The organism is Stenotrophomonas sp. FR024 (genome assembly GCF_047500745.2).
GTDB classification, from domain to species: domain Bacteria; phylum Pseudomonadota; class Gammaproteobacteria; order Xanthomonadales; family Xanthomonadaceae; genus Stenotrophomonas; species Stenotrophomonas maltophilia_A.
The window spans coordinates 1-26,450 of record NZ_JAXAXM020000023.1 but is presented as its reverse complement, the minus strand read 5'-3'; the positions used below and the strand labels follow the sequence as shown (position 1 = coordinate 26,450).

Genomic DNA, 26,450 nt, shown 5'->3' with positions numbered 1-26,450 from the left:
TGCAGAAGCGTCACGGCCGTCTGCAGCGCTTTCGTCGCTTGCCCATACGTCTCCCCATCCATCTTCACTAGGTTCGAACATCCACCGCCGCGGTGGAGTTGACGCAGCCCCGCTTGGCTGTGTTCCGAAGACTTCGAAGACTGAGAGAGAGACCCATGACCATCCGTATTCCCGAGCTCGGGTTGGCGATCCGTCGTGCACTGGCGATGACGGCCACCACCGCACTGGCCGCCCCCGCATTCGCCCAGCACGCACCGGAAGCCACCACGCTGGACCGTATCGAGATCACCGGTTCGCGCATCCGCCAGGTCGACCTGGAAACCGCGCAGCCGGTGCTGACCATCAGCCGCGCCGACATCGAGCGGCAGGGCTTCAATTCCGTTGCCGACATCCTGCAGAACCTGACCGCAACCGGCAGCCCGGCCTTGAGCCGTGCCAGCCCGCTCAGTGCGGGCGAGGCCGCAGGCGGCAGCTACGTGGACATGCGCGGCCTCGGCGCACAGCGCACCCTGGTGCTGGTCAACGGCAAGCGCCTGGGCATGACCACTTCGGGTTACCAGGATATATCCAGCATTCCCGCCGCTGCCGTGGAACGCATGGAAGTGCTGAAGGACGGCGCCTCGGCCATCTACGGTTCCGACGCGATGGCCGGCGTGGTCAACATCATCACCCGGCGCAACGTCCAGGGCGTGACCGCCAACGTCTACCACGGGCAGTTCAGCGAAGGCGATGGTGCCCGCACCCAGTACGACGTGGTTGCCGGCTGGTCGAATGACCGCGCTTCGATCAGTGTCGCCGCCGAGCATGTCGAAGAAAAGGGCGTTTGGGCGAAGGACCGCGGCTTCAGCGCCTACACCTATACCGATCGTCATCCGGACGATGGCTGGACCACGGTCGGGCAGTGGGGGCGCATCGTCGGCTTCAAGGGCCCGGGCTGCAGCAGCGCCCGTGGCTGCAGCTATTCGCTCGATCGCGGCAGCCAGCCGGGCGGGCCGGACAGCTTCCACCTCAGTGACAACACGCCGTTCACCGGTGATGTCAGCAACAGCAATGAACAGATGCACGTGCAGACGCCGATCAAGCGCGATTCGCTCTTCGTCGATGCACGCATGGATCTGAACGACCAGATCCGCTTCAACACCCAGCTGGCCTACAACCGACGCACCACCACGCGCCAGATTGCCGGCTATCCGTTCCAGTCCGGTGCGGCCGGCATCACGCCGATGTCCGCCGACAGCTGGTTCAATCCGTTCGGCAGCCACCACGGCTATGAACGCCCAAGCGACGTGCACTGGAACCGCCGAACCTGGGAGATTCCACGCGTCAGCACCAGTGAACTGACCACCTGGCAGGGTGTCGCAGCGTTTGAAGGCAGCTTCCAGTTCGCCGGTCGCGACTTCGATTGGGAAGCCGGCTACCAGTACAACCGCAGCGAGCTGGAGCAGCGTGCCACCGGCGACCTGCACAAGCAGCGCGTTGCCGATTCCACCGGTCCTTCGTTCTACAACCCGGCCACCGGCAAGGTGGAATGCGGTACACCGGATGCACCGATTGCCGGCTGCAAGCCCTGGAATCCACTGGTGCCCTATGGCCAGGATGACCCGTACGGCCTGACCGGCAATGGCGAACTGCAGGACTGGCTGTTCCCCGAGGAACTCACCCGTGGCCGCAACACCACCCGCAACCTGTTCGCCAGCCTCAGTGGCGGCCTTGCCACGCTGCCCGCCGGGGAACTGGGCTTCGCCCTGGGTGTGGAGAGCCGCCGCGAGGAGGGTCGCTTCATTCCCGATGCGCTGGCCCAGACCGGCGCCACCACCAATCTGGCGGCGGGCCCCACCGGCGGTGGCTACCGTGTCGACGAGGCCTATCTGGAGCTGAGCGTGCCGGTGCTGAGCGACCTCCCTGGTGCACGCCAGCTGACCCTGGACATGGCAACGCGCTACTCGGACTACACCACCTTCGGCGGAACCCTCAACAGCAAGTTCGGCATCTCGTGGAAGCCGATCGACCAGCTGCTGGTCCGTGGCACGTGGGCACAGGGTTTCCGTGCACCGACCATCTCGAATCTGTACGGTGGCGGCTCGCAGACCTTCACCACCGGCTTCCGTGACCCCTGCGATACGGTCTATGGCGCCGCCGCCAGCAGCCCGGAGGTACGTGCACGCTGCGCCGCCGACATCGCCAACGCGGACAGCTACCGCCAGCTCGGCCAGGGCAACGAGCCGATCACCGGCAGCAGTGGACAGACGCCCCTGCCCTTCACCAACGGCTCCAATCCCGACCTGAAGCCGGAAACCTCGACCAGCCGCACGCTGGGCCTGGTCTGGAGCCCGACGTTTGCCGAAGGACTGAACATTGCGTTGGACTGGTGGAAGATCCGCATCGACAACACCATCGTCGCCGACCATCCCAACGACATCCTCCGCGACTGCTACGAACTGGGCATCGCCGAGCGCTGCGGCAGTTTCACCCGCGACCCGGAACTGGGCATCGTCAACACGCTCAACTATGGCAGCCGCAACAGCGGGTTCCGCCAGGCCGAAGGCTATGACCTGGAGATCGGCCACAAGATCGAAACGTCCTGGGGCACGCTGAGCGCCGACTGGAAGACCACCTATGTGGTCGCCGCGGAAGAACGGACCACCAACGAGGCGGATGCCCCGCCCATTCCCAGCAATGGCATCGCCAGCAACGGCGGCATCGGCTTCCGTGTGCGCTCCAACGCATCGTTGGGCTGGGAGCGTGGCAACTTCGGCCTTAACTGGGGCCTGCGCTATTTCTCCGCGGTCAAGGAGCGTTGCCTGGATGCAGCCACGTATCCGGGTGAGTGCTCGCACCCGGGCCAGCGCGCGCCGTGGTTCAGTGGCAGCCGTGACTACAACCGTCGCGGATCGGTCACCTTCCACGACGTGCAGGCGCGCTACAACCTGCCATGGGATGCGACCGTCTCGATCGGTGCCAACAATGTGTTCGGCCGCCAGGGACCGGCCATGTACAGCCAGCCGAGCGCCAACTTCTCCTACTACGGTGGCTTCGACATCGGTCGTTTCATCTACATGAAATACCAGCAGCGCTTCTGATCCACCGCGCCCCCTGCACGACCGCCACGGCCCTTCGGGGCCGTGGCTTCGTACAGGGACCTGACCACCGTCATCCCGTGGTCGCAAAGCGGTCATATCGGCTACATCGCCAGGCCCGAGCATGCCGGAAACCCGGAGGCCCGCCATGCGCTATGCCATCGTCACCGAGACCTACCCACCGGAAGTGAACGGCGTTGCCCTCACCGTGCAGGGCCTGGAGCAGGGACTGCGCAATTCCGGCCATGACATCGACCTGATCCGACCACGCCAGACCAGCGAAGCACTGGACTCGGCACCGGGCACGCTGCTGGTGCCGGGCGCCGCACTGCCGCGCTACCCCGGCCTGCGCTTTGGCCTGCCTGCACCGATCAGGCTCAACCGCCACTGGCAGCAGCAGCGTCCCGATGCGGTCTACATCGCCACCGAAGGGCCGCTGGGCTGGTCGGCGCTGCGCACCGCGCGCCGCCTTGGCATTCCGGTCGCCAGTGGTTTCCATACCCGCTTCGACGAGTACCTGCCCGACTACGGCGTGGCGTGGCTGCAGGCTGCCGCGATGCGCTGGATGCGCCGGTTCCACAACCAGGCCGATGCAACCCTGGTGCCCACCCGCGAGCTGCAGCAGTTCCTCGGTGAACAGGGCTTCGAACGCGTGCGCCTGCTGGCACGCGCGGTCGACAGCCAGCAGTTCGATCCGGGCCGGCGCGACCCGGCGCTGCGCGAGGAATGGGGCGTGGACGGCAACGGCCTGGTCGCGATCCATGTCGGCCGCATCGCTGCGGAAAAAAACCTTGGCCTGGCGGTGAAAGCCTTCCGCCGCCTGCAGCAGGTCCGGCCCAAAGCCCGCTTCGTCTGGGTGGGTGATGGTCCGGCCCGCGAAAAACTGGCACATGAAAACCCCGATTTCATTTTCTGCGGCATCCAGCGCGGCGAAGCCCTGGCACGGCATTTCGCCAGCGGTGACCTGTTCCTGTTCCCCAGCCGCAGCGAGACCTTTGGCAACGTGACCCTGGAAAGCATGGCCAGCGGCCTGGCCACCGTCGCTTTCGACTACGGTGCGGCCCGCGAATACCTGCGTGATGGCGAGAACGGTGCGGCCGTGGAAAACGATGAGCAGTTCATCGAGGCAGCGGTGCAGCTGGCCGCCGATGATGCACGGCGCCGCGAATTCGGCAGCAGCGCCGCGCGTGCGATGAAGCGCCTGCATCCACAGCAGGTGGTTGCCGAATTCGATGCCCTGCTGGCCGAGCTGGCCCAGTCGCGGAGGAGCGGCCATGCGCACCACGCCGCTTGAGCTGCTGGCTGGCCGCGAGGCGCGGCTCTGCCGCCGGGCCAACCACTACTGCCGGCGTCGCCGCGTGCGTCGCCTGTTCTCGGTCATCAGCCGGCTCGGCGATGGCGTGTTCTGGTACGTGCTGATGGGCGCGCTGGTGGCGCTGGACGGCTTCGACGGACTGCGTGCATCGGTGCACATGGCCGCCACCGGCCTGGCCGCCCTGCTGCTCTACAAAGGCCTCAAGCGGTGGACCCGGCGTCCTCGCCCGTATGCGGCCGATCTGCGCATCCGCGCCTGGGTGGCGCCGCTGGACGAGTTCAGCTTCCCCTCCGGGCACACCCTGCACGCGGTGTCGTTCACCATCGTCGCGCTGGCCTACTACCCGTGGCTGGCGCCGCTACTGGTGCCGTTCACCTTCGGCGTCGCGCTGTCGCGGGTGGTGCTGGGCCTGCACTACCCGTCCGATGTACTGGCCGCCACCGGCATTGCCATCCTGCTGGCATCGGCCAGCCTGGCCTGGTTGCCGCTGCCGGTGTAGCCCCCGGGGCCAGATCCCTTCGGTAGCGCCGGGCCATGCCCGGCGGTGGATGCCCTAGAATGCCTGCATGACCACGTTGTTCATTTCCGACCTGCACCTGGACCCCAGCCGTCCGGAGATCACCGACCTGTTCCTGCGCTTCCTGCGCGAGCAGGCGCCCGGCGCCGATGCGCTGTACATCCTCGGCGACCTGTTCGAAGCCTGGATCGGCGACGACACGCCCTCGCCTGCTGCCGATGCGGTGGCCGACGCGCTGAAGGTACTTTCCGACAGCGGCGTACCGGTGTACTTCATCCGCGGCAACCGCGACTTCCTGCTCGGCGAAGACTATGCGCGCCGTGCCGGCCTGCGCATCCTGCCCGACCCGTGCGTGATCGAGCTGTACGGCCGCCCGGTGCTGCTGCAGCACGGCGACCTGCTGTGCACGGACGACATCCCCTACCAGCAGTTCCGTGCACAGACGCGCGACCCGGTCTTCCAGGCGCAGTTCCTGTCGCAGCCGCTGGCCGCACGCATCGCCTTCGCGCAGAAGGCACGCGACGCCAGCCAGGCCCGCCAGACGGAAATGAAGCAGGATGATCGTGCGCAGTTCGAGTCGGTAACCGACGTGTCACCCGCCGAAGTCGATGCCACCTTCGTGCGCCATGGCGTGGACACCATGATCCACGGCCACACCCATCGCCCGGCGGTGCACACGCTGCAGGCCGGTGGCCGCGCCTGCAACCGCATCGTGCTGGGTGACTGGTACGAACAGGGATCGGTGCTGCGCGTGGATGCCGGCGGCTGGTCGCTGGATACGCTCGCGCGCGAATGATGGATCGCGGGGTGCCAACCAAGGTTGGCATCTACCAGGGCAGGTGAACGCACCCGGGTAGACGCCGACCTCGGTCGGCGGTTGGCCTCAGCGGAAGGCCGCGATGGTGGCCTTGGTATTGACCAGCACGCGCTGGTTGTCGGCGGTGCTGGCATTGCCCATCGGGATGCCGTTGTAGTTGATGTTCGGGTTGGACCAGTAGTTCAGGCGCGGGCAGCCGGCCGAGCAGTCATAAGCCATGATCGTGCGCCAGCGCGAACCGGAGGACGGCTCGTAGCGATAACCGTGCCCATAGGCATAGGGCGACGTGCTGGGATCACTGGCGATATCGTGCCGCGCACTCTGCAGGTGGCCGATCTCATGCGCGAAGGAGTAATAGCCGGTCGCGCAATCCCAGTACACCGCCGCGAACGCCGTCGATGCCGTCGAACCGATGCCCGAGGCCAACCCGCAGTAGCTCGTGTTGTTGATCAGCAGCACGCCGACATCGGCCGCAGTGTTGTTGCGGCTGGTGTGGATGCTGTCCATGTAGCCGTCGCTGGTGTTGCGGAAGCGGGTCAGGTCGGTGGTGAAGTTGCCGGATTCGGTGTAGCTGGTGGTTTCATAGCCGGCCAGCTGCAGGGTGATGCCCACGTTGCTGTTGACGTAGCCCTGGTTGGATTCGGCTACCGCCAGCTGCACCAGCGACTGCATGTTGCCGCCATAGGCCGTTACCGCTGCATTGGTTGCCACCACCAGCACGCGGATGGTGGCCGGGGTACCGGACGAGGCCTGCGCGATGCCGATGCGGTCATTGTTGCCCATCGGGATTTTCGGCAGCTGGTTGTAGTCGGCCGGATGGTCGGCCGGCATCCGCGACTCATCCACTTCCACCAGTACATGGCGGTTGCCCAGTGGGCGCAGGCGATACAGCTTGCCGTCCTTGCGGATCGAACCGGTGAGGGTGTTGCCCGAACGCACCAGGATCACTGAATTACCAGGATCATCCTGGCCATTCGAAGTGGCGGCAGTCAGCCGATCGGACGGCGAGCGCAACTGGCCGTACCAGATGCTGCCGCCATCGGGCAGGGCTTCCACCTTGCTGCGCACCGCCTGCACACGCTGGCCAAGCAGTTCGAACTCCAGCTGCGGCTGCGCAGTGGCAGCAGCGTCGACACGCACTTCCTGTACCGTCGCGGTGGACGGGGTGGCCAGCAGCTTGCCCAGCGCGGGCTCACTGTTTGCCGATGCGCGGCTGATGACCGTCACCGGCTCGAACAACGGTGCCGCATGCGCGGCCGCTGCCACCGACAAACCCAACACCAGGCCACCTGCCGCTTTGCCAATCGATCTGGACAACATTGCGTCGCTCCTTGAATGATGTGAACAGCGTTGATGCAGCACGCCCGGGTCTACCGGGTCTGGCCATCTGGCCTGCGCGGGTCGTGTGAATTCAATAGAAGATGGGAATGAAAATCAGGAACTGTGATCGACCGCATCTGCGTTAAGTAAGGTCAAAAGCGTCACTACACTTCGCCAATACACCGCTTTCGCGCTACCGTGACGCAGCCACGACGGGGAATGCACATGGCACCATCGCAGGACACGGACGAAGATGTCGGCTTGCTGCGGTTCGGCCTGTTCTTCGATGGCACCCGCAACAACGCACACAACCTGGCACGCGGTCGCCCACAGGTTCCGCAGCCACGCCCGGCGCAGCTGCGCGCGGATGATGATTCGACCTACCAGAGCCGGCTGACCAGCAGCTACGACAACGGCCTGACCAACATCGCGCGCCTGCAGCAGCTGTATCCGGACAGCCGCCGCGATGCGATGGCCGCGCCTTGGCTGTCGATCTATGTCGAGGGCGTGGGGACCCGCGATGAAGCCGATGACGACCTGATCGGACTGGCCTTCGGCATCGGTGCCAGTGGCGTTCGCGCGAAAGTGCAGCGCGCGCTGCAGGTGCTGCTGCCGGCGGCACTGGCCGAGCTGTCCGCGCGCTGGCAGCGACCGCTGCGTGGCGTGCAGCTGGATCTGTTCGGCTATTCGCGCGGTGCTGCCGCGGCACGTGATATCGCAAACCAGCTGCAGGCCTGGGACAGCGCGCGCTGGCGCCAGCTGCTGCAGGGCGCCGGCCTGCCCTGCACTGCGGACTTCGCCGCCGTCACGCCGGTGCTGCGCTTCATCGGACTGTTCGACACCGTGGTTGCAGTCAATGGTGGCCGCGCCGATGAACACCCGCAGCTCGCCCTGCGCAGTGGCATCGCGGCACACGTCGTGCAACTGGCCGCGCGTGACGAGCATCGCCAACACTATCCATTGACCAGCGTCGCGCCAACGTTCACCGAGATCGCCCTGCCCGGCGTGCACGCCAACATCGGCGGTGGCTACAACCAGTTGGAAGAAGGGCCCAAGCTGCTCAGCCGTCCACGCCGGCAGCAGCTGCGTCGCCCGCCGGTTTCCGACTACCAGGTCCCCCCACTGGCGTTGCTGCAGGCCACCACGGCCTACGCCGAAACGCAGGCCGACGCCGAACGCTGGCGGCAGCAGCTGGGCGTGGGTGAAAAGGAGATCTGGGTGGATGTCTGGCACCAGTGGCAGCAGCAGCGTCGCGCCGGCAGCCGCAGCGTGCTGTTGTCGCCGGTGCTGTATGTGACCGCCGCGGTGGTGCTGCGTCGGCGCATCGACTGGCGTTACCAGCTGATCGCACTGCAGGTGATGCAGCAGCAGGCCATCGATGCTGGCGTGCAATGGACCGCCAATGCCGCTGGAGTTCCCGGCTGGGAGCTGCCGTCCGCCCTGCAGCCGATCGCACGCCGACTGGTTGCCGGACAGCCGCTGACGCAGACACAGGAGGCGCTGCTGCGACGGCGTTACCTGATGCAGTCGGCGCACTGGAACTTCGATGCACTGGGCGACACCGCACTGACCTACGCCGCCGATGCCGGCGTCAGCGAACTGCCGTACCGGCCGGGTCCCGGCCTGTTCTACATCAACCGGCCAACGGTGGATGGCAAGCGCGTGGTGTTGCCAAACGCATGAAAAAAGGGACGGAGGGGATTAAGTCGTTTGTGCCACAAACGACTTAATCCCCTCCGTCCCCTTTTCTTCAACCGGCCTGTTCAATCAGGTTGGCCAACTCATCCGCATCGAACCCGGCCAGCAGGCGCGCTTCGATGTTGAATGGCCCATGCAGGTAGCCGCCGGCGTACTCCACCAGCAGTTCCTTGAAGCGCGCACGCGGCTCGACAGCGGCGCGGTCGCAGTACCAGCGATACCAGCGCGAACCGGCAGCGACGTGCGCCACTTCCTCGCGCAGGATCACTTCCAGCACATCGGCGGTTTCGCCATCGCCGACATTGCGCAGCTTCCCGATCATGCCGGGCGTTACGTCCAGGCCGCGCGCTTCCAGCACGCGCGGCACCAGCGCCATGCGTGCCAGGCCGTCATGGGCGGTCTTTTCGCACATTTCCCACAGGCCGTTGTGCGCTGGGAAATCGGCATAGTCGTGACCATGCACCTGCAGGCGTTCGCGCAGCAGCATGAAGTGCCGCGATTCGTCGTCGGCACAGCTGACCCAGTCGGCATGGAACGCCGGCGGCAGGCCACGGAAGCGGTATACCGCATCCCAGGCCAGGTCGATCGCGTTGAGTTCGATATGGGCGATGGCGTGGATGAAGGCGGCACGCCCTTCCACACCGCCCAGTCCACGCCGCGGCACTTCACGCGGATGCACCAGCACCAGCTGCGCCGGCCGGCCGGGCATGCGGATCGGCTCCGGCGGCGGTGCATCGGCCTCCACCTTCAGGCGGCCAGCACGGAACGCGGCGGCATAGGCCTGGGTCAGCGCCACCTTGCGCAGCGGGTCGGCTTCGGCCAGGCACTGCTGCGCAGCGCGCAGCAGGTCGCCACCAACGTCGGGTACATCGACCACGCCTGGACCTCAGGCGCGGCGCTTGTGCTTGGCGTCGTCCGAACGCAGCTGCTGGATGCGCTCGAAGTAGCCCGGCTCGATACCCGTCGGGTAGTGGCCGTTGAAGCAGGACGAATCGAAGTTGCGCAGCGCCGGGTTGCCCTCGCTCACCGCCGCTTCCATGTCTTCCAGGTCCTGGTAGATCAGCCAGTCGCAGCCCAGGTGGGCTTCGATCTCTTCCACGGTGCGGTTGTGCGCGACCAGCTCTTCGGCCGCCGGCATGTCGATGCCGTAGATGTTCGGGTAGCGCACCGGCGGTGCCGCGCTGGCCAGGTAGACCTTGCGCGCGCCCGCATCACGGGCCATCTGCACGATCTGCTGGCTGGTGGTGCCGCGCACGATCGAATCGTCCACCAGCAGCACCACGCGGTTGCGGAACTCCAGGTGGATCGGGTTGAGCTTGCGGCGCACCGACTTCACGCGTTCGCCCTGGCCCGGCATGATGAAGGTGCGGCCGATGTAGCGGTTCTTGATGAAGCCTTCGCGGTACTTCACCCCGAGCACGTTGGAGATCTCCAGCGCGGCATCGCGCGAGGTATCCGGGATCGGGATGATGGTGTCGATGTCGTGGTCCGGGCGCAGGCGCAGGATCTTCTCGCCCAGCTTGATGCCCATGCGCATGCGCGCCTTGTGTACCGAGACGTTGTCGATCATCGAATCCGGGCGCGCGAAGTACACGTATTCGAAGATGCACGGGGTGTGCTCGGCCGGCTCGGCGCAGATCTCCGAGAACAGCTCGCCACGCGCGGTGATCACCAGCGCTTCGCCCGGCTGCACGTCGCGCACGCGCTGGAAGCCCAGCACGTCCAGCGCGGCCGACTCGGAGGCGACGATGTACTCGTCACCTTCGGCGTGGCTGCGCTTGCCCAGTACCAGCGGCCGGATGCCATGCGGGTCGCGGAAGGCGACCAGGCCCAGGCCCAGCACCACGCTGACCACCGCATAGCCACCCTTGCAGCGGCGGTGCACGCCGGCCACCGCGCGGATGGCCGCTTCCGGGCTGAGCTGGCGCTGCTGCTCCAGTTCATAGGCGAACACGTTCAGCAGCACTTCGCTGTCCGAATCGGTGTTGACGTTGCGGCGGTCCTGCTCGAACACCTGCTGGCGCAGCGCTTCGGTGTTGATCAGGTTGCCGTTGTGGGCCAGCGCGATGCCGTACGGCGAATTGACGTAGAACGGCTGTGCCTCGTCCATGCCTTCCGAACCGGCGGTCGGGTAGCGCACATGGGCGATGCCGACGCTGCCTTCCAGGGTGGACATGGTGCGGGCATCGAACACATCGCGGACCAGGCCGGTGGCCTTCTGCACGCGCAGGCGGCTGCCGCTGGCGGTGGCGATGCCCGCCGCATCCTGGCCACGGTGCTGGAGAACGGTCAAGCCGTCATACAACTGCCCGGCGACGTTCTGGTTGCCGACGATTCCGACGATGCCACACATGGTGCGAGGTCTCCGCTGGGCTGTGCCCAGTTACAAGGAAGGTGGCCGTACCTGGCCGCGGTGGTCGCCGCGCGCGCGGTCGACGTTGGCCGGATCGCCCGGCTCGATACTGTCCGGCAGTGCAGGAGCGTCCGGGCGCACTTCGGCCGGATCGTAGGAATCGCCCTGTTCCGCTTTCGCAGGCCGCAGCCATCCGCTGCCTGCCACTACCTGGTTGAGGATGCCATTATCGCCTGCCGCGCCCGGCTTTCCCAACCCGGCGCCTGCGTTCTTGCCCAACTCCATCAATGCAGATGGGGACAGCGCGTCGGTCGGCAAGGCCTTGGGCAGCAGATCGCCCCCGGGAACCTCCCAGTGCGGCAGTTTGCGGTTCATCCAGGCCACGGTCGGGTTCAGCAACGGACGCACCGCCGAGCGCTGCCACGAGGGTTCGGCGGTCAGCGGGGTGAAGCTGCCCAGCAGCAGCAGGACCGCGGCGATCAGGCCGCCTCGCACCGCGCCCAGCACCCCGCCCAGCAGGCGGTCCAGGCTGGTCAGCATGCTGCGGTGGACCAGGGCCTTGATGACCATGCCGATCACCGCGACCACGATCATCACGCCGATGCCGACCCCCAGGTAGCCACCGACGAAGTGCTCGCCTCCGGGGGCCGCCGGCGCGGCCCACCAGTGGGCCGCGTCATTACCGAAGGCGAAGGCCGCCCACGCGGCCAGCAGCCACGACAGGGTGCCGATGACGATTCCGACGAAGCCGCGCAGCATCCCCAGCAGGGTCGAGGCGGCGATCACGATCAGCAGCACCACGTCGATCATGGCGCCCCTCTCCTTCGGCGGCGCTGGCAACGGGGCTGCGCGTGGGTCATGGGTGCGGTCGGACCATGCCGGCCACGCCGACCTTGGCGGCGACCTGCGCCTTCAGCTGCTCGGCGTCAGCGCGGTTGGCCACCGGCCCGACGCGGACGCGATGCAGGGTTCCCTTGTCCGTGCGCACCTGCTCGACGAAAGCGCTGAAACCAGCGGCACGAACCTTGTCGCGCAGGGCATTGGCATCGTTGGCCTGACCGAACGCGCCCAGCTGCACGGCAAAGCCGACGCCGCTGGCAGCCGGTGCTGCCGGTGTGGTCGGCACCGTCGCCGGCTTGCTGGCGGTGGCCTCCGGCTTCGGTTCGGGCTTCGGCGCCGGCTTCGGCGGTTCCGGCTTGGCGGCCGGCGGCGCGGTCGCCGTTGGCGTGCTCGGCGGCAGGCTTTCGCTGCGGACCGGGTTGCCGCTGGCCGAGGGCGCAACAGCTGCGGACGGGGTGCTGGCGCTCGGCGCAGCCGGTGCCGGGGTGGCCGCAACCGGGGCACTGCTGCCGGCCGCCGCGTCCAGGGTGATCACTTCGGCCTTCACATCCGCACGGATCTTCACCGCCTGCAGGCGGGCCGCTTCGGCCTGGGCACGGTCGGCGTAAGGTCCAACGCGCACGCGCCATGCCTGGCGGCCGTTGATGGTGGCCGCTTCAGCGAAGCCCGGCAGCTGCGAGCGCTTCAGGTAGGCGATCACCGCATCGGCGTCGGCCTTGCTGCCGTAGGCACCGAAGGTGACCGCATAGTTGCCGGCGGCGACTGCCGGCGAGGTGTCCACGGTCGGCGGCGTAGCCGGCGTGGCAGCCTCCTGCAGCGGCTTGGCCTGCCCGGTCTGCAGGCCGGTGGCACCACCGGCCGGGGCGACCAGAGGCAGCTCACGGGTTTCGAACTGGCCATCGGCCGGCGCATCCGGCGCGGCGATCGGCACATTGGCGACACCGCTGTCAGGTGCGGGTCCCTTGACCAGCATCGGCAGGAAAATCACGGCCAGTGCCACCAGCACGATGGCACCAATCAGACGCTGTTTCAGAGGCGTATCCACGTGAGGCAGGCAACTGTCCGGAGATTGCCGTCGATTATACGGGTGCCGGACCGGCCGGCGTCGGCGTTGGCTGAACGCGGATCAGGCGTCGCCCTGCAGCCACTGCAGGGCCGCAGCGGCGGTATGGAAGGAGCCGAACACCAGCACCCGGTCACCCCGCTCAGCCTGGGCCAGCACCTGCGCCAGGGCCTGTTCGACGCTATCGGCCAGCGGTGCCTTGGCCGCCACCGTACCGCTCAGGCGTGCCTGCAGCTGAGCGGCGCTCTGTCCACGCGGACCGTCCAGCCCGGCCAGGGTCCACTCGCCCACCACGTCCTGCAGGGCCTGCACCACACCCGCCGCGTCCTTGTCCTGCAACGCGGCGTACACCGCCAGGGTGCGGCCGGCTGACACTTCGGCCTTCAGCGCACGCGCCAGCTGGCCCGCCGCCTGTGGGTTGTGGCCCACGTCCACGCGGATCTGCACGCCGTCGCGCTCGAATGCCTGCATGCGGCCGGAGATACGCGCTGCTGCGATGCCCGCGGTCCACGCAGCACGCGGCACCGGCTTGTCCAGCGCGCGCAGGGCGGCGATGGCAGCACCGGCATTGGCCAGCTGGATCGGGCCGGCCAGCGCCGGGGTCGGCAGCTCCATGCGCAGGCCGACGTCGCGCCAGCGCCAGCGCTGGGCGTCGATCGGCTCGTAGAAGTAATCGCTGCCGCCGCGGATCGCGTTGGCACCGACCAGATAGGCACGCGCCAGCACGCTGGACGGCGGATCGGTCTCGCCCAGGATCACCGGCTTCCAGCCACGGATGATGCCGGCCTTCTCGGCGCCGATCGCTTCGCGGTCCTCGCCCAGCCACTCGGCATGGTCGATGTCCACGGTGGTGATCACCGATACATCGGCGTCGACGATGTTGACCGCATCCAGGCGGCCGCCCAAGCCCACTTCCAGCACCGCCAGGTCCAGCCCGGCGTCGGCGAACAGCTGCAAAGCAGCGAGCGTGCCGTACTCGAAATAGGTCAGCGTGGTGTCGCCGCGTGCCGCTTCGACGGCATTGAACGCAGCAACCAGCGCCGCATCGTCCACGTCCTGCCCGTCGATGCGCACGCGCTCGTTGTAGCGCAGCAGGTGCGGCGAGGTGTAGGCACCCACCTTCCAACCGGCAGCACGGCCGATGGCCTCGATGAAGGCCACGGTGGAGCCTTTGCCGTTGGTGCCACCGACCACGATGGTGCGCCCGGCCGGCGCGCCAAGACCCATCGCCGTGGCCACAGCGCGCACGCGTTCCAGGCCCATGTCGATGGTCGCCGGGTGCTGGCGTTCAATGTAATCCAGCCAATCGGCCAGGGTGGTCGGGGTGTTCGTCACGGCAGTGCTTCCAGCAGGTACAGGTGGTTCGGTGTGGCGGGTCAGAGTGCGCGGTGCTTGGCTTCGCCGAAGAACGGCGTGTGGTGGGCGCAGTCGTTCAGGCGCACCACTTCCAGGCTGTCCAGGTCGGCGCCTTCGAGCAGGTTGAGCGTGGTCGGTGCCTGGCGGAAGGTCCACAGGCGGGAAATCGGCAGGCCCAGCACCTTGCACAGGATCACGCGGTTGACCGCATCGTGCGCAACCACCAGCAGGGTGTCGTGCTCGCCGAGGCCTTCGGTGGCACGGGCCAGACCACGCCAGCTGCGTTCCAGCACCAGCCGCAGCGATTCGCCACCGGGCATCAGCACGGTATCAGGCTCCTCGCGCCAGGCCTGCAGGCGCGACGGATCCTTTTCGTTGATCTCGCTGGCGAGCAGGCCTTCCCACTCACCGTGGGCGATTTCCTGCAGCTCCGGCTCGGTCAGCAGCATGTCGGCACGCGCGGCGCCAAGCGCCAGCTGCGCGGTGCGCTGCGCGCGCGACAGCGGCGAGGCGACGGCACGGGTGATGTCCACCGAGGCCAGGCGGGCACCCAGTGCCTGGGCCTGGGCTTCACCGATCGGCGAAAGCGGAATATCGATCTGGCCCTGGTAGCGGCCTTCGGCGTTCCATGGCGTTTCGCCGTGGCGGGCAAGCAGGATGCGCATGCGTGCAAGGGGTCCTGGGGGGAGGAGGTTTCCGCGTTTCGTTCACATCCTGTGAAGTACGCGGAACAGGGATGATACCTGTTCGGCGCACCGGGCCGGGCCGGGCATGAAAAAACCCCGCGACCTGCGTCGCGGGGTTTCGGAAACTCCGGCTATCTGGTCGAGGTTGCCGGCCAGCGGCCGGCACTACCCTCGGTACAGGCAGTAGATCCACGCCATGCGTGGATGGACCGCCCGGAACCGCGAACCTTACTTGACCAGGTTCAGTTCCTTCAGCAGCTGCGGCGCCGGCGCCACTTCCTGCATGATCCACTGCATGTAGCGGCTGTCGACGGCGATCATGCGGGTCATCACCGGGTCGAACACCCAGTTGGAGCTGACCGATTCCCAGTTGCCATCGAAGGCCAGGCCGACCAGCTTGCCGTTGGCGTCCAGCACCGGCGAACCCGAGTTGCCACCGGTGATGTCCAGGTTGGACAGGAAGTTCACCGGCACCGAACCAATGCGCTTGTCTTCCAGGCCGCCGTAACGCTTGGCCTTGACTGCATCAAGCAGCGCCTTCGGCGAATCGAACGGATCCTCACCGGTTTCCTTCGCCGCCACGCCTTCCAGGGTGGTGAACGGGGTGTACTTTACGCCGTCCTTGCCATAGCCCATGACGTTGCCGAAGGTGATGCGCAGCGACAGGTTGGCGTCCGGGTAGACGAACTCACCCTGGCTCTTCTTGTAGTCGGCCACGGCCTGCAGGTACAGCGGGCGCGCGGTCAGCGATTCGCCTTCGCGGATCTTCTTCTGCTCTTCCTGCTTCAGCAGCGCCGGCATGACGGCCACGGCGTACTGGATGGCCGGATCGTTGCTGGCCTCAAACGCGGCGCGGTCGGCCTTGAACCATTTCAGGCGTGCGTCCAGGCTGCCCAGCTCGGTGCCCGACAGCTTGCCCACCAGCGACTTCACCGCAGCGGCATCGCTGCCGGCCAGCCACTTGTTCAGCACTTCGTTGTCGCGCTGTGCGGCCGGCAGGGCCACGTACTGGTCCAGCCAGTAGGCCTGCAGCTGCTGATCCATCTTCGCCACGTAGCGGCGGTCCATCTGCTTCAGGCCACCTTCGATGGTGGTCAGGTCGCGTTCCTGGTAACCGGCTTCGCGTTCGGCATCCGGTTTGCTGCGCTCGATCGACAGGCGGTACAGGGTGATCGCCGCGCCAACGGCCGAGGTGTTGTTGAACTGACCGACGAACAGGTCGCGTTCGCGGGTCGACTTGCTGGTATCCAGATGCTTGAGCAGCTGCGCGTGGGCGGCCAGGGCCGGCTTGCCGGCAGCACCCTGCTTCTTCAGCCAGGCCAGCACGGCGGCTTCTTCAGCCTGCTTCTGGCCGGCGGCGTCGATGCGCTTGAAGCCTTCCAGCTGGCCCAGGTAGTTCTTGGCCACGTTGTTCATGCTGGCGGCGGTCGCTGCGTACTTCACCTTGACGTCGGCGTCGGCCTTGCCGGCATCGGCGATCATCTTCAGCACCGCGTTGTAGTGCTTGGCGATGGACGGGTAGGTGAAGCTGGCGGTTTCGTTGAACTCACCGGCCAGTGCATAGCGGTTGGTGCGGCCGGGGTAGCCGGCCACCATCACGAAGTCGTCGGCGCCCAGCGGCTGGTCGGCGAACTTCAGGAAGTGCTTGGGCTGGTACGGCACGTTGTCGGCGGCGAAGGCGGCCGGCTTGCCGTCCTTGCCCACATAGGCGCGGTAGAACGAGAAGTCGCCGGTGTGGCGCGGCCACATCCAGTTGTCGACGTCGCCGCCGAACTTGCCGACGCTGCCCGGGGGCGCGTAGACCAGGCGCACGTCCTTGATTTCCATGTTGCGGAACAGGCGGTAGGTGTTGCCGCCGGAGAAGCTGTACAGGCGGCAGCGGAAGCCGGCATCGGCTTCACAGGCGGCGACCTGGGCCTTGTCGAAGGCGTCCAGCGCGCGGCTGCGGGCCAGCGGATCGTTGCCGGCGCCAGCAATGGCGGCCTTGGCCTGGGCGGTGACGTCGGTGATCTGGTCGAGCACGAACACGCGGGCGTTCGGGCCGGCGCTCAGTTCGTCCTTCAGGGTCGGCGCGTTGAAGCCGTCCTTGATCAGGTTCTTCTGCGCGGTCGAATTCAGCTGGATGGCGCCATAAGCGCAGTGGTGGTTGGTGACTACCAGGCCCTGCGGCGAGACGAAGCTGGCGGTGCAGCCGCCGAGGGCGACGACGGCGCCCATCGGGTCGCCGGTCAGGTTGGCCAGCTGTTCCGGGGACAGCTTGAGGCCGGCCTTCTGCAGCGGGCCGGCGATTTCCGGCAGCTGCTGCGGCACCCACATGCCTTCAGCGGCATGGGCGACCTGGGCCAGCCCAAGGCTGGCGACGATGGAGAATGCAAGCAGGTTCGAGCGCATGGAGCGGCCCCTGGTAGTGGAACCTTCGATTGTAGCCCGCCGCCCTGCCCCGGCCCGAACCCCGGAAGTCATGGGCCTGCTTCTTGCTCTGCCACGCGCACGTGGGCCGCGCACACGGAAATCGTCCAGAGGGGGCGTGGTCACCCTCCCCCGAACCAGGGAGACGCTGCTGTTCGCAGCACGTTCGAAACGCCCGCCGGCGCACGCCTTTCGTTCCGCCACTGCACCCGCAGCGCAACATGGGAAATCCGCGCGGCACCCTATAATCCGCGCTTTCCCCCTGATGAGTTCCACCCCGATGGCGCAGCAAACGATGAAGGCCCTGGTCAAGCGCGAAGCGGCCAAGGGCATCTGGCTGGAAGAAGTTCCGGTTCCGACCCCGGGCCCGAACGAGGTCCTGATCAAGCTCGAGAAGACCGCGATCTGCGGCACCGACCTGCACATCTACCTGTGGGACGAGTGGAGCCAGCGCACCATCAAGCCGGGCCTGACCATCGGCCACGAATTCGTCGGTCGCGTCGCCGCACTCGGCTCGGCCGTGACCGGCTATGAAATCGGCCAGCGCGTCTCGGCCGAAGGCCACATCGTCTGCGGCCACTGCCGCAACTGCCGTGGCGGCCGCCCGCACCTGTGCCCGAACACCGTCGGCATCGGCGTCAACGTCAACGGCGCCTTCGCCGAGTACATGGTGATGCCGGCCAGCAACCTGTGGCCGATCCCGGACCAGATTCCGTCCGAGCTGGCCGCGTTCTTCGATCCGTACGGCAACGCCGCGCACTGTGCGCTGGAGTTCAACGTGATCGGTGAAGACGTGCTGATCACCGGCGCGGGCCCGATCGGCATCATCGCCGCCGGCATCTGCAAGCACATCGGTGCGCGCAACGTGGTGGTGACCGACGTCAACGACTTCCGTCTGAAGCTGGCCGCCGACATGGGTGCCACCCGCGTCGTCAACGTGGCCAACCAGTCGCTGAAGGACGTGATGAAGGAGCTGCACATGGAGGGCTTCGACGTCGGCCTGGAAATGAGCGGCAACCCGCGCGCGTTCAACGACATGCTCGACTGCATGTACCACGGCGGCAAGATCGCCATGCTCGGCATCATGCCCAAGGGCGCCGGCTGCGACTGGGACAAGATCATCTTCAAGGGCCTGACCGTGCAGGGCATCTACGGCCGCAAGATGTACGAGACCTGGTACAAGATGACCCAGCTGGTGCTGTCCGGCTTCCCGCTCGGCAAGGTGATGACCCACCAGCTGCCGATCGACGACTTCCAGAAGGGCTTCGACCTGATGGAAGAAGGCAAGGCCGGCAAGGTCGTGCTCAGCTGGAATTGACCCTTCGGGTCAATTCCCCCGCAGGTCTCCTTATCCCCGCGCCGTCGGCGCGCCCCCTTGAACAACAAGGGGGCTCTCCCCCAGCCGGGGTAAGGCATGCTGCTGGAATTGAAAAAGGCGCCCATTGGGCGCCTTTTTCGTAAAGCGTGCCAGGCAAGCCTGGCACCTACCGTAACGCCTGCGGCGTTACTTGCCGACGGCGACGCTCAGCATCACGCGGCTGTGGGCCAGCTTGCCGGAGTTGTCGCGGCCGTTGCCGTCGGTGCCGTAGTAACCCAGGCCGACCTTGGCCATCCCGAACTGGCGCTCAACGCCGACATTCCAGTCGGTGTAATCCTTGGCGATGCCGTCTTCAAACGTGCTGCGACCGACGTTGGCATTCAGGGTGAAGTCCTTCGGCAGGCCCCAGCTGCCGCCCAGGCCGAAGTACCAGCCATCGGTGCTGCTGTTCCATACATCGTTGGTGTAGGCCACCGTCAGCTTGTAGGTGTCATCCAGCGTGGTGGTGGTGATCAGCTCGTTGTAGTTCTGGTGGCTGGACTTCAGGTAGGTGTAGCGGTTCAGCAGCACGTCGACGTTGACGCGCTCGGTGACGTCCACGCCGTAGCCGATCAGGTAGTCGACCTCGGTCTTCGGATCACCTGCACCGAAGTCCACGCCCGAACCCCACACGCCGGCATACAGGCCAACCGGGCTGGTGTAGGTGAAACCGGCCTGCAGGGTCGGATCCTCGTCGGTCTGCGACACACCACGGAACAGGTAATCGGAAACAGCGGTGACGTTCCAGCTGTACGGCGATTCGTTTTCCTGTGCGCAGGCGGCGAACGGGGCGGCCAGGGTCAGGGCAGCGGCAATGGCGAGGCAGGCACGGGCGTGCTTCATGGGCGTCTCCGAGGGTGGCGGGGGCGGGAAGGGGGAGCGGGCAACCGGCGCCAGACAGGCACGGTTCACGAATTTTTAACCCGTTTGCTATTGCGATGCAACATGTGCCACCCGTGGCGGTGCCCTGCCCGGCCCGGTCGAAGGCCGTCGTAGCCCGGTAGAATCAACGGTTTCCCCGTTCAGAGCCGTGCCCACGCCATGACCGACGCCTCCTCCGCCCTGACCCGCCACTACGCCGAGGAACTGGACGCCATCCGCGCCCAGGGCCTGTTCAAGTCCGAGCGGATCATCACCAGCCCGCAGTCGGCCGAGATCACCCTCGAGGATGGCCGCAAGGTGCTGAACTTCTGTGCCAACAACTACCTGGGCCTGGCCGACCATCCGGACCTGATCCAGGCCGCCAAGGATGCGCTGGATACCCACGGCTTCGGCATGGCCTCGGTGCGCTTCATCTGCGGCACCCAGGACCTGCACAAGCAGCTGGAGAAGCAGATTGCCGACTTCTTCGGCAAGCAGGACACCATTCTGTACGCGGCCTGTTTCGACGCCAACGGCGGCCTGTTCGAACCGCTGCTCGGTGAGAACGACGCGATCATTTCCGATGCACTGAACCACGCCTCGATCATCGACGGCGTGCGCCTGTGCAAGGCCAAGCGCTTCCGCTACGCCAACTGCGACATGGCCGACCTGGAAGCCCAGCTGCAGGCCGCCGATGCCGCCGGCTGCAAGACCAAGCTGATCACCACCGACGGCGTGTTCTCGATGGACGGCTTCATTGCGCCGCTGGACGAGATCACCGCGCTGGCGAAGAAGTACAACGCGCTGGTGCACATCGACGAATGCCACGCTACCGGCTTCCTCGGTGCCACCGGCCGCGGCTCGGCCGAAGTGAAGGGCGTGCTGGAAAAGATCGACATCATCACCGGCACCCTGGGCAAGGCCATGGGCGGCGCAATGGGCGGCTTCACCTGCGCCAGCGCCGAGGTGATCGAGCTGCTGCGCCAGCGTTCGCGGCCGTACCTGTTCTCCAACTCGCTGCCGCCGCATGTGGTGGCCGCCGGCATCAAGGCGTTCGAGATGCTGGCCGCCGCTGACGACCTGCGCGACACCCTGGTGGAGAACACCCGCTACTTCCGCGAAAAGATGGTCGCCGCCGGTTTCGACGTGAAGCCGGGCGTGCACCCGATCAGCCCGGTGATGCTGTACGACGCGCCGCTGGCGCAGAAGTTCGCCGAGCGCCTGCTCGAAGAAGGCATCTACGCGATCGGCTTCTTCTTCCCGGTGGTGCCCAAGGGCCAGGCGCGCATCCGCACCCAGATCAGCGCTGCGCACAGCCGCGAGCACCTGGACCGCGCGATCGATGCGTTCACCCGCATCGGTGTCGAGCTGGGCGTGATCAAGGGTTGATCCCCACCGGCCAAAGCGTGCCGACCAAGGTCGGCACCTACCAGGCGTGAGGGCGTGCCGACCGAGGTCGGCACCTTCCCGGCATCACTTCTTTTTCTTCTTGCCCTTCGGCTCGTCCTTGCTGGCCACCACCACCGGCTTGGCGGCAGCATCCTGGCCGTTGCCCTTGGCAACGCGGATGCCGTTGGCCTTCATCCAGGCGTCGAACTCGTCGGCGGTCATCTTCTTGTCGCCGTTGCTCATCAGGAAGCGGTAGCTGCCGCGACCATCCAGCTCCGGGGTCTTCACTTCCACCACCGGGGTCTCGGCCGGCATTTCCGCCTTGGCCACCTTCTTGTGGCCACCACAGGCGGTCAGCAGCACCATCGGCAGCAGCAGGCCTGCGCAGCGCAGGGTTTGGTTGAGGGTCGGGTGGTACATGGCAGGCTCCGTTCGGGAAATTCAGCAGCCAGACGCCCCCTACGCCTGGAACGGTGGCCGGCAACCGCCGGCCGCGGGCGATGATCAGCCCGGTGCAGCGGCCCCCAGCCGCGGCTGGTCACTGACCTCCAGCACCCGCCACTGGCCCTTGCCGAGATCGCCGAGCTGCAGCCCGCCGATCGCAACCCGGACCAGGCGCAGCACCTGCAGGTCGAAGGCCGCCAACAGGCGGCGGATGTGGCGGTTGCGGCCCTCGTCGAGGACCACCTCCAGCCACGCGGTCTTATCGCCGCTGCGCAGCACGCGCACAGCCTGGGCGACGAGGAACTCGCCCTCGTCTTCGACACCGGCGCGCAGCGCGGCCAGGGTGTCCTCATCGGGCAGACGATCCACCTGCACGTGATAGGTCTTCTGCGGGCCGGTCTCTGGATCGGTCAGGCGCGCGGCCCACTGCGGATCGTTGCTGAACAGCAACAACCCTTCACTGGCCTTGTCCAGGCGCCCGACCGGCGCGATCCACGGCAGGCCGGCACCATCGAAGCAGCGGTACACGGTGTCGCGGCCACGTTCGTCCTGCGCGGTGGTCACCACCCCACGCGGTTTGTTGAGCATCAGGTACAGGCGCTGCGGCGCGCCCATCGGCTGGCCATCGACCTCGATCGGCGGCGCCGGCTGCCCAATCGGGAATTCGGGATCCCGCACGATGCGGCCGGAGACGCGCACGCGGCCATCGGCGATCCAGCGCGCGGCCTCGCTGCGCGAACACACGCCGGCCTTGGACAGCACGCGCGCCAGACCATGACGGACACCGGCGGCTGTGGCAGCGGGAGTCGCACGCCCACGCGGTGCGTGGGAGCGGGCGGCGGGGGCGGCAGGTGGGCGGCGCGTGCGCAAGCCTCTGCTCCCCGCGGTGCTTACTTCTTGTCGACCGGCTTGGTCTCAGCCGGTGCTTCGGCCGGGGCCGGAATGGCGGCCGGAGCCGGACGCGCCTTGACCACACGCACGCCACGCGCCTTCATCCAGGCGTCGAACTCTTCGGCGGTCATGCGCTTGCCGTTCTGGCTCATGTCGAAGCGCCAGGGCGTGTTGTCGAATTCGGTCTGCGGCTTGTAGGCCGCCGGATCATTCGGCTTCACTGCAGGGGCGCTCGGAATGGCCTTGGCGATGTTCTGGCAGCCATCGATGCGCAGGCGCTGCAGCACCTGGTCCAGCGACTGCGACGGATCGTAGTTGCTGCTCAGCACGCCGGCCGGCATGCCCAGCTGGTTGCCACGGATGTAGAGCTCGTCGGCCACCGGCGCGATGGTCGTGGCCGGCAACGGCAGCGGCGAGGCGCTGGTGTTGACCGAGCAATCGACCGCAGCGTGGGCGGCGGGAACCAGGGCCAGCGCCAGGACGGCGGCCGATGCAGAGCGCAGCATGAAGGGCATCCAGAAAAGGAAGTGACGCGGCGAGTTTAGCAATGCCGCGACAGCTTTCAAGCGCCACTTTCAATGAATACGGCAACCCATTGGTTTTACGGACAAAAACCCGACGAACGGTTACCCCGGACCGGCAGGCACCGGATTCCGGGCCGCAGAAACAACAAGACCCGGCCGAAGCCGGGTCCTGCTGTGTCCTACTGGCAGAGCGTCAGAACTTAGTTCTGGACGTTCAGCTCGGTACGACGGTTCTTGGCGCGACCTTCCGGGTTGTCCGAACCATCCGGGTTGGTGTTCGGAGCAATCGGACGGCTCTCGCCGTAGCCGATCGGGCCGACCAGGCGACCGGCGTCAACGCCGTTCTTGGTCAGGTAGTTGTACACGGCGGTAGCGCGACGCTCCGACAGCTTCTGGTTGTAAGCGTCGGTACCCTTCGAGTCGGTGTGACCGGCAACTTCAACGCGCAGATCCGGGTAACGCTTCAGGATCTCGGTGGCTTCGCTCAGGATCGCCACGGCGTCCGGACGCAGGTTCGACTTGTCGAAGTCGAAGTTGACGCCCTTCAGGTCGATGGAGACCGGAACCGGGCAACCGTCCGGACCGATGGTCTGACCCGGCTGCGAGTTCGGGCACTTGTCGTCGCAGTTGTTGACGCCGTCACCGTCGTCATCCAGGTCGGCGCAGCTCGGGGCAACCGGAGCCGGAGCCGGAGCAGCCGCGACCGGAGCCGGGCCCAGCGGGATCACGACGCCGACCGAAGCCAGCACGTCACCGAACCAGTCTTCCTTCGGAGCGGCAACGCTCTGGTCGTCGAAGTCAGCGCGGTAAGCCACTTCGGCGCGGACAGCAACGCGCTTTTCGAAGGTGGTCTGCAGGCCGACGCCCAGCTTGGCGGCAACGTTGCCGTCCTTACGCTGGCGCGGACCGTTGGCATTCAGCGCCGGGTACTCTTCTTCCGACTTCTGGTAGCCCAGGCCACCGACGATGTACGGGTTCCAGCCGCGGCCTTCCTTGATGAAGTGGCGACGCAGGTCCAGCGAGACGCCGTACTGCGACCAGTTCAGGTCCTTGTTCGAATCGAAGTTCGGGTTCTGATAGTTCAGCTCACCGTCCAGCGACCAGTTCGGGCTGATGAACTTGCCCAGGCCCAGGGTCACGAACGGAGCGTCATTGGTCAGACGGTCGCTGTCCTGGAAGTTGAAGCCGGCCGAACCGGTCAGGTACCAGCGGTCATCGAACTCCTGCGCCGAAGCTGCCTGGGCAAAAGCCAGGCCGCCCAGCAGCGCGGCAGTAAGGATCTTCTTGTTCATTGAGTACAGCTCCTATTTCGGGGGTATGAAACCGGTAGAGGCATGGGCCAGCACAAGTGCGTCGATGTACGACAGCCGATTCAGCACGCCACCGCCGCGAACATTATGCTCAGGCGGGTGAAGGCCATGTTAACAGTCCCGTAACATGTGAAGTGTTGCGCCCGACCGTCCGCCGGTCCGACGTTGAAACCCTATACAGGATGATGAAAATCCGCAAGACCCTCACGCTGCAAGGGTTTGACGGGGTTTAGGCGGGGAAAACGACATATTGCGCGGCGCGCTGCATCAAACGGTTCAGCGCGCCTGCGGAAACGTGAGGAACCTTATGATGGAGCCACGAACCCAGCCGGAGCCGTGATGAAAGCCGTCGCCCTGAGTCGTGAATCCGCCACTGCCCTGTGCGATATCCACCTGCCTCCGCCGCTGCCTCCCCGGGGCCGTGACCTGCTGGTCCGGGTCGAGGCGGTTTCAGTCAACCCCGTCGATGGCAAGCAGCGCGCCAGCACGGATCCGGCCACGCTCCAGGCACCCCGCGTGCTGGGTTGGGACGCTGCCGGCGTGGTCGAGGCAATCGGCGACGAGGCGAGCCTGTTTGCCTCCGGTGACGAGGTTTATTACGCAGGCGATGTCACCCGCCCCGGCTGCAATGCGCAGTACCACTGGGTGGATGAACGCCTGGTCGCGCGCAAGCCAACCACGCTGGATTTCGCTGAAGCCGCAGCGCTGCCGCTGACCACGCTCACCGCCTGGGAGCTGCTGTTCGAGCGCATGCCGCTGCGGCTGGACGATCGCCGCCACGCCGGCCAGCACCTGCTGGTGATCGGCGGTGCGGGCGGGGTCGGCTCGATGGCAATCCAGCTGGCCCGCCATGCGGGTTTCGAGGTGATCGCCACGGCGTCGCGCGAGGCCTCGGCCGACTGGTGCCGGCAGATGGGTGCCCGGCACGTGATCGACCACCGGCAACCACTTCAGGCCCAACTGCAGGCGCTGGGCATCGACACGGTGCAGGTCGCACTCAACCTGGCCGACACCGATCACTACTGGGACGAACTGGGCCTGCTGCTGGCGCCGCAGGGACATGTGGGCCTGATCGTCGAGCCGCGTGGGCCGCTGCGCATCGGCGATCCCTACAAAGCCAAGTGCATCGGCATCCACTGGGAGTTCATGTTCGCGCGCTCGCGCTTTGCCACTGCCGACTGCATCGAGCAGCACCGCATCCTCAGCCGCACGGCCAGCATGATCGATGCCGGCCAGCTGCGCGGCACCCTCAGTGAAAGCCTGGGCCCGATCAATGCGGCAAATCTGGACATCGCGCATCAGCGCCTGGCCAGCGGACGCACGGTGGGCAAGCTGGCGCTGGCAGGCTGGGGCGACTGAGCCAGGCTGGAGCGCCGCTGTAAAGCCGAGCCCATGCCCGGCCGTGCGGTCTGATCGTAGCGTCGAGCGTGCTCGACTGATTCATCAGGAGCAGTCGAGCATGCTCGACGACACTGTAGCGGCGGATTGGTCGGCATCTGTATCTATGGAAGTGACTGGATCGGAATTACGGTGGAAACAGATTCCTCTCCCCCGAGACCGTCATGCCCACCGCCCTGCCCTTGCGCCTGCTGCAACTGATCACCGGCCTGTTCCTGTACGGCTTCGGCGCCTCGCTGATGATCCGTGCGGCCATCGGCGTGGCGCCCTGGGACGTGCTGTCGCAGGGCATCGCCGCGCAGACGCCGCTGTCGTTCGGCCTGGCGACCAATGTCATCGGCGCACTGGTGTTGCTGCTGTGGTGGCCGCTGCGGCAGAAGCCGGGTGTAGGGACCGTTCTCAACGTGATGCTGATCGGCCCCTCCGCGCAGTTCGGGCTATGGCTGCTGCCGCCGGCCGTCGGCCTTGGCTGGCAGCTGGCGATGTTCTGCGCGGGCATGCTGCTGGTCGCGCTGGCCACCGGCCTGTACATCGGCGCCAGGCTTGGCCCTGGCCCGCGCGACGGCCTGATGACCGGCCTGCATGCCCGCACCGGCTGGCCGATCTGGAAAGTGCGCAGCCTGATCGAAGGCAGCGTATTGCTGCTGGGCTGGTGGCTGGGCGGCAATGTTGGGCTCGGCACCCTCGCCTTCGCCCTGCTGATCGGTCCGCTGTGTGGTGTCACGCTGGGCTGGTTCGGGATCGGTCGCACCCCGGTAGTGCCGGCCGCTGGCCGGCATCCCGATCAGCTCAGGGGGACTGCGGCTGCCGGCCAGCGGCCGGCAC

Annotated in this window: 22 protein-coding genes; 9 read left to right on the top strand and 13 right to left on the bottom strand. The window is 66.6% G+C overall.

Annotation, left to right across the window (positions count from 1 at the left end; all coding sequences use genetic code 11):
* Positions 1-155: 155 nt before the first annotated feature.
* The 4 genes from ACMZ91_RS19195 (at position 156) to lpxH (ending at position 5,705) form a co-directional block, all read left to right on the top strand.
* Entirely contained in the window at positions 156-3,080 is a 2,925-nt protein-coding gene (locus ACMZ91_RS19195) for a TonB-dependent receptor domain-containing protein (RefSeq protein WP_049462833.1), read from the top strand.
* Between the two features lie 145 nt (positions 3,081-3,225).
* Positions 3,226-4,371 carry a glycosyltransferase family 4 protein gene (locus tag ACMZ91_RS19190; protein WP_049462832.1) on the top strand — a complete coding sequence of 382 codons (1,146 nt, stop codon included), beginning with the start codon at positions 3,226-3,228 and terminating at the stop codon, positions 4,369-4,371.
* Positions 4,352-4,891 carry a phosphatase PAP2 family protein gene (locus ACMZ91_RS19185; protein ID WP_049400923.1) on the top strand — a complete coding sequence of 180 codons (540 nt, stop codon included), beginning with the start codon at positions 4,352-4,354 and terminating at the stop codon, positions 4,889-4,891. The genes ACMZ91_RS19190 and ACMZ91_RS19185 overlap by 20 nt, the downstream gene beginning before the upstream one ends.
* A gap of 67 nt (positions 4,892-4,958) precedes the next feature.
* On the top strand, positions 4,959-5,705 hold the full coding sequence (gene lpxH, locus ACMZ91_RS19180; protein ID WP_049462831.1) for a UDP-2,3-diacylglucosamine diphosphatase: 747 nt from the start codon (positions 4,959-4,961) through the stop codon (positions 5,703-5,705).
* A gap of 87 nt (positions 5,706-5,792) precedes the next feature.
* On the opposite strand, the gene ACMZ91_RS19175 is transcribed toward lpxH, so the two are convergent.
* Positions 5,793-7,046: a zinc-dependent metalloprotease gene (locus ACMZ91_RS19175; protein ID WP_032129071.1), complete on the bottom strand. Its 1,254-nt coding sequence runs from the start codon at positions 7,044-7,046 to the stop codon at positions 5,793-5,795.
* 225 nt (positions 7,047-7,271) lie between these two features.
* On the opposite strand from ACMZ91_RS19175, the gene ACMZ91_RS19170 reads away from it, so the two are divergent.
* Positions 7,272-8,729, top strand: coding sequence for a T6SS phospholipase effector Tle1-like catalytic domain-containing protein (locus ACMZ91_RS19170; protein WP_414578050.1), 1,458 nt, complete (start codon positions 7,272-7,274; stop codon positions 8,727-8,729).
* A gap of 67 nt (positions 8,730-8,796) precedes the next feature.
* Here ACMZ91_RS19170 and ACMZ91_RS19165 read toward each other — a convergent pair whose 3' ends face one another.
* The 7 genes from ACMZ91_RS19165 to ACMZ91_RS19135 all read right to left on the bottom strand — a co-directional run bounded on the left by ACMZ91_RS19165 (position 8,797) and on the right by ACMZ91_RS19135 (position 17,433).
* Positions 8,797-9,621 carry a ferritin-like domain-containing protein gene (locus ACMZ91_RS19165; protein WP_049422611.1) on the bottom strand — a complete coding sequence of 275 codons (825 nt, stop codon included), beginning with the start codon at positions 9,619-9,621 and terminating at the stop codon, positions 8,797-8,799.
* A 9-nt stretch (positions 9,622-9,630) separates the two neighbouring features.
* Positions 9,631-11,097, bottom strand: a complete 1,467-nt coding sequence (gene purF / locus ACMZ91_RS19160) for an amidophosphoribosyltransferase (protein WP_032129068.1) — start codon at positions 11,095-11,097, stop codon at positions 9,631-9,633.
* Positions 11,098-11,127: 30 nt separating this feature from the next.
* A complete protein-coding gene (locus tag ACMZ91_RS19155) occupies positions 11,128-11,907 on the bottom strand; it encodes a CvpA family protein (RefSeq protein ID WP_049463446.1) in 780 nt (259 codons plus the stop codon).
* Positions 11,908-11,953: 46 nt separating this feature from the next.
* The gene (locus ACMZ91_RS19150) at positions 11,954-12,982 is read right to left on the bottom strand and encodes an SPOR domain-containing protein (protein WP_049463442.1); all 1,029 of its coding nucleotides are present in this window, start codon (positions 12,980-12,982) and stop codon (positions 11,954-11,956) included.
* 81 nt (positions 12,983-13,063) lie between these two features.
* Positions 13,064-14,335 (bottom strand): bifunctional tetrahydrofolate synthase/dihydrofolate synthase, encoded by a 1,272-nt coding sequence (gene folC / locus ACMZ91_RS19145; RefSeq protein ID WP_049463441.1) that lies wholly within the window; start codon positions 14,333-14,335, stop codon positions 13,064-13,066.
* A gap of 41 nt (positions 14,336-14,376) precedes the next feature.
* The gene (locus tag ACMZ91_RS19140; RefSeq protein ID WP_010483945.1) at positions 14,377-15,021 is read right to left on the bottom strand and encodes a histidine phosphatase family protein; all 645 of its coding nucleotides are present in this window, start codon (positions 15,019-15,021) and stop codon (positions 14,377-14,379) included.
* A 249-nt stretch (positions 15,022-15,270) separates the two neighbouring features.
* Positions 15,271-17,433, bottom strand: a complete 2,163-nt coding sequence (locus ACMZ91_RS19135) for a S46 family peptidase (protein ID WP_049463439.1) — start codon at positions 17,431-17,433, stop codon at positions 15,271-15,273.
* A gap of 313 nt (positions 17,434-17,746) precedes the next feature.
* Here ACMZ91_RS19135 and tdh point away from each other — a divergent pair, with 313 nt between their 5' ends.
* On the top strand, positions 17,747-18,769 hold the full coding sequence (gene tdh / locus ACMZ91_RS19130) for an L-threonine 3-dehydrogenase (protein ID WP_010483949.1): 1,023 nt from the start codon (positions 17,747-17,749) through the stop codon (positions 18,767-18,769).
* A gap of 186 nt (positions 18,770-18,955) precedes the next feature.
* Here tdh and ACMZ91_RS19125 read toward each other — a convergent pair whose 3' ends face one another.
* Positions 18,956-19,651 (bottom strand): TorF family putative porin, encoded by a 696-nt coding sequence (locus tag ACMZ91_RS19125; protein ID WP_049463438.1) that lies wholly within the window; start codon positions 19,649-19,651, stop codon positions 18,956-18,958.
* 198 nt (positions 19,652-19,849) lie between these two features.
* Between ACMZ91_RS19125 and kbl the strand changes: the two genes are divergently transcribed.
* The gene (gene kbl / locus ACMZ91_RS19120) at positions 19,850-21,058 is read left to right on the top strand and encodes a glycine C-acetyltransferase (protein WP_049463435.1); all 1,209 of its coding nucleotides are present in this window, start codon (positions 19,850-19,852) and stop codon (positions 21,056-21,058) included.
* An 84-nt stretch (positions 21,059-21,142) separates the two neighbouring features.
* Here the strand turns inward: kbl and ACMZ91_RS19115 are convergent, their stop codons facing one another.
* From ACMZ91_RS19115 to ACMZ91_RS19100, 4 genes are all read right to left on the bottom strand, one after another.
* Positions 21,143-21,478, bottom strand: a complete 336-nt coding sequence (locus ACMZ91_RS19115; protein ID WP_049463434.1) for a hypothetical protein — start codon at positions 21,476-21,478, stop codon at positions 21,143-21,145.
* An 84-nt stretch (positions 21,479-21,562) separates the two neighbouring features.
* Positions 21,563-22,372 (bottom strand): pseudouridine synthase, encoded by an 810-nt coding sequence (locus ACMZ91_RS19110; RefSeq protein ID WP_049463432.1) that lies wholly within the window; start codon positions 22,370-22,372, stop codon positions 21,563-21,565.
* 20 nt (positions 22,373-22,392) lie between these two features.
* Positions 22,393-22,899 (bottom strand): hypothetical protein, encoded by a 507-nt coding sequence (locus ACMZ91_RS19105; RefSeq protein ID WP_049463430.1) that lies wholly within the window; start codon positions 22,897-22,899, stop codon positions 22,393-22,395.
* A gap of 218 nt (positions 22,900-23,117) precedes the next feature.
* Entirely contained in the window at positions 23,118-24,209 is a 1,092-nt protein-coding gene (locus ACMZ91_RS19100) for an OmpA family protein (protein ID WP_010483958.1), read from the bottom strand.
* A 357-nt stretch (positions 24,210-24,566) separates the two neighbouring features.
* Here ACMZ91_RS19100 and ACMZ91_RS19095 point away from each other — a divergent pair, with 357 nt between their 5' ends.
* Both ACMZ91_RS19095 and yczE read left to right on the top strand, forming a co-directional pair.
* Positions 24,567-25,586 carry a zinc-binding alcohol dehydrogenase family protein gene (locus ACMZ91_RS19095; RefSeq protein WP_049463678.1) on the top strand — a complete coding sequence of 340 codons (1,020 nt, stop codon included), beginning with the start codon at positions 24,567-24,569 and terminating at the stop codon, positions 25,584-25,586.
* A gap of 203 nt (positions 25,587-25,789) precedes the next feature.
* The coding region (gene yczE / locus ACMZ91_RS19090; RefSeq protein ID WP_495497672.1) for a membrane protein YczE at positions 25,790-26,450 on the top strand (661 nt) is incomplete at its 3' end.

Bases quoted from the DNA above. Each gene is read 5' to 3' on its own strand.
- ACMZ91_RS19135 (WP_049463439.1), bottom strand. From the start codon at position 17,433: ATGCGCTCGAACCTGCTTGCATTCTCCATCGTCGCCAGCCTTGGGCTG.
- ACMZ91_RS19100 (WP_010483958.1), bottom strand. From the start codon at position 24,209: ATGAACAAGAAGATCCTTACTGCCGCGCTGCTGGGCGGCCTGGCTTTT.
- lpxH (WP_049462831.1), top strand. From the start codon at position 4,959: ATGACCACGTTGTTCATTTCCGACCTGCACCTGGACCCCAGCCGTCCG.
- ACMZ91_RS19175 (WP_032129071.1), bottom strand. From the start codon at position 7,046: ATGTTGTCCAGATCGATTGGCAAAGCGGCAGGTGGCCTGGTGTTGGGT.
- ACMZ91_RS19195 (WP_049462833.1), top strand. From the start codon at position 156: ATGACCATCCGTATTCCCGAGCTCGGGTTGGCGATCCGTCGTGCACTG.
- ACMZ91_RS19170 (WP_414578050.1), top strand. From the start codon at position 7,272: ATGGCACCATCGCAGGACACGGACGAAGATGTCGGCTTGCTGCGGTTC.
- ACMZ91_RS19140 (WP_010483945.1), bottom strand. From the start codon at position 15,021: ATGCGCATCCTGCTTGCCCGCCACGGCGAAACGCCATGGAACGCCGAA.
- purF (WP_032129068.1), bottom strand. From the start codon at position 11,097: ATGTGTGGCATCGTCGGAATCGTCGGCAACCAGAACGTCGCCGGGCAG.
- ACMZ91_RS19115 (WP_049463434.1), bottom strand. From the start codon at position 21,478: ATGTACCACCCGACCCTCAACCAAACCCTGCGCTGCGCAGGCCTGCTG.
- ACMZ91_RS19155 (WP_049463446.1), bottom strand. From the start codon at position 11,907: ATGATCGACGTGGTGCTGCTGATCGTGATCGCCGCCTCGACCCTGCTG.
- tdh (WP_010483949.1), top strand. From the start codon at position 17,747: ATGAAGGCCCTGGTCAAGCGCGAAGCGGCCAAGGGCATCTGGCTGGAA.
- ACMZ91_RS19105 (WP_049463430.1), bottom strand. From the start codon at position 22,899: ATGCTGCGCTCTGCATCGGCCGCCGTCCTGGCGCTGGCCCTGGTTCCC.
- ACMZ91_RS19095 (WP_049463678.1), top strand. From the start codon at position 24,567: ATGAAAGCCGTCGCCCTGAGTCGTGAATCCGCCACTGCCCTGTGCGAT.
- ACMZ91_RS19125 (WP_049463438.1), bottom strand. From the start codon at position 19,651: ATGAAGCACGCCCGTGCCTGCCTCGCCATTGCCGCTGCCCTGACCCTG.
- ACMZ91_RS19185 (WP_049400923.1), top strand. From the start codon at position 4,352: ATGCGCACCACGCCGCTTGAGCTGCTGGCTGGCCGCGAGGCGCGGCTC.
- kbl (WP_049463435.1), top strand. From the start codon at position 19,850: ATGACCGACGCCTCCTCCGCCCTGACCCGCCACTACGCCGAGGAACTG.
- ACMZ91_RS19190 (WP_049462832.1), top strand. From the start codon at position 3,226: ATGCGCTATGCCATCGTCACCGAGACCTACCCACCGGAAGTGAACGGC.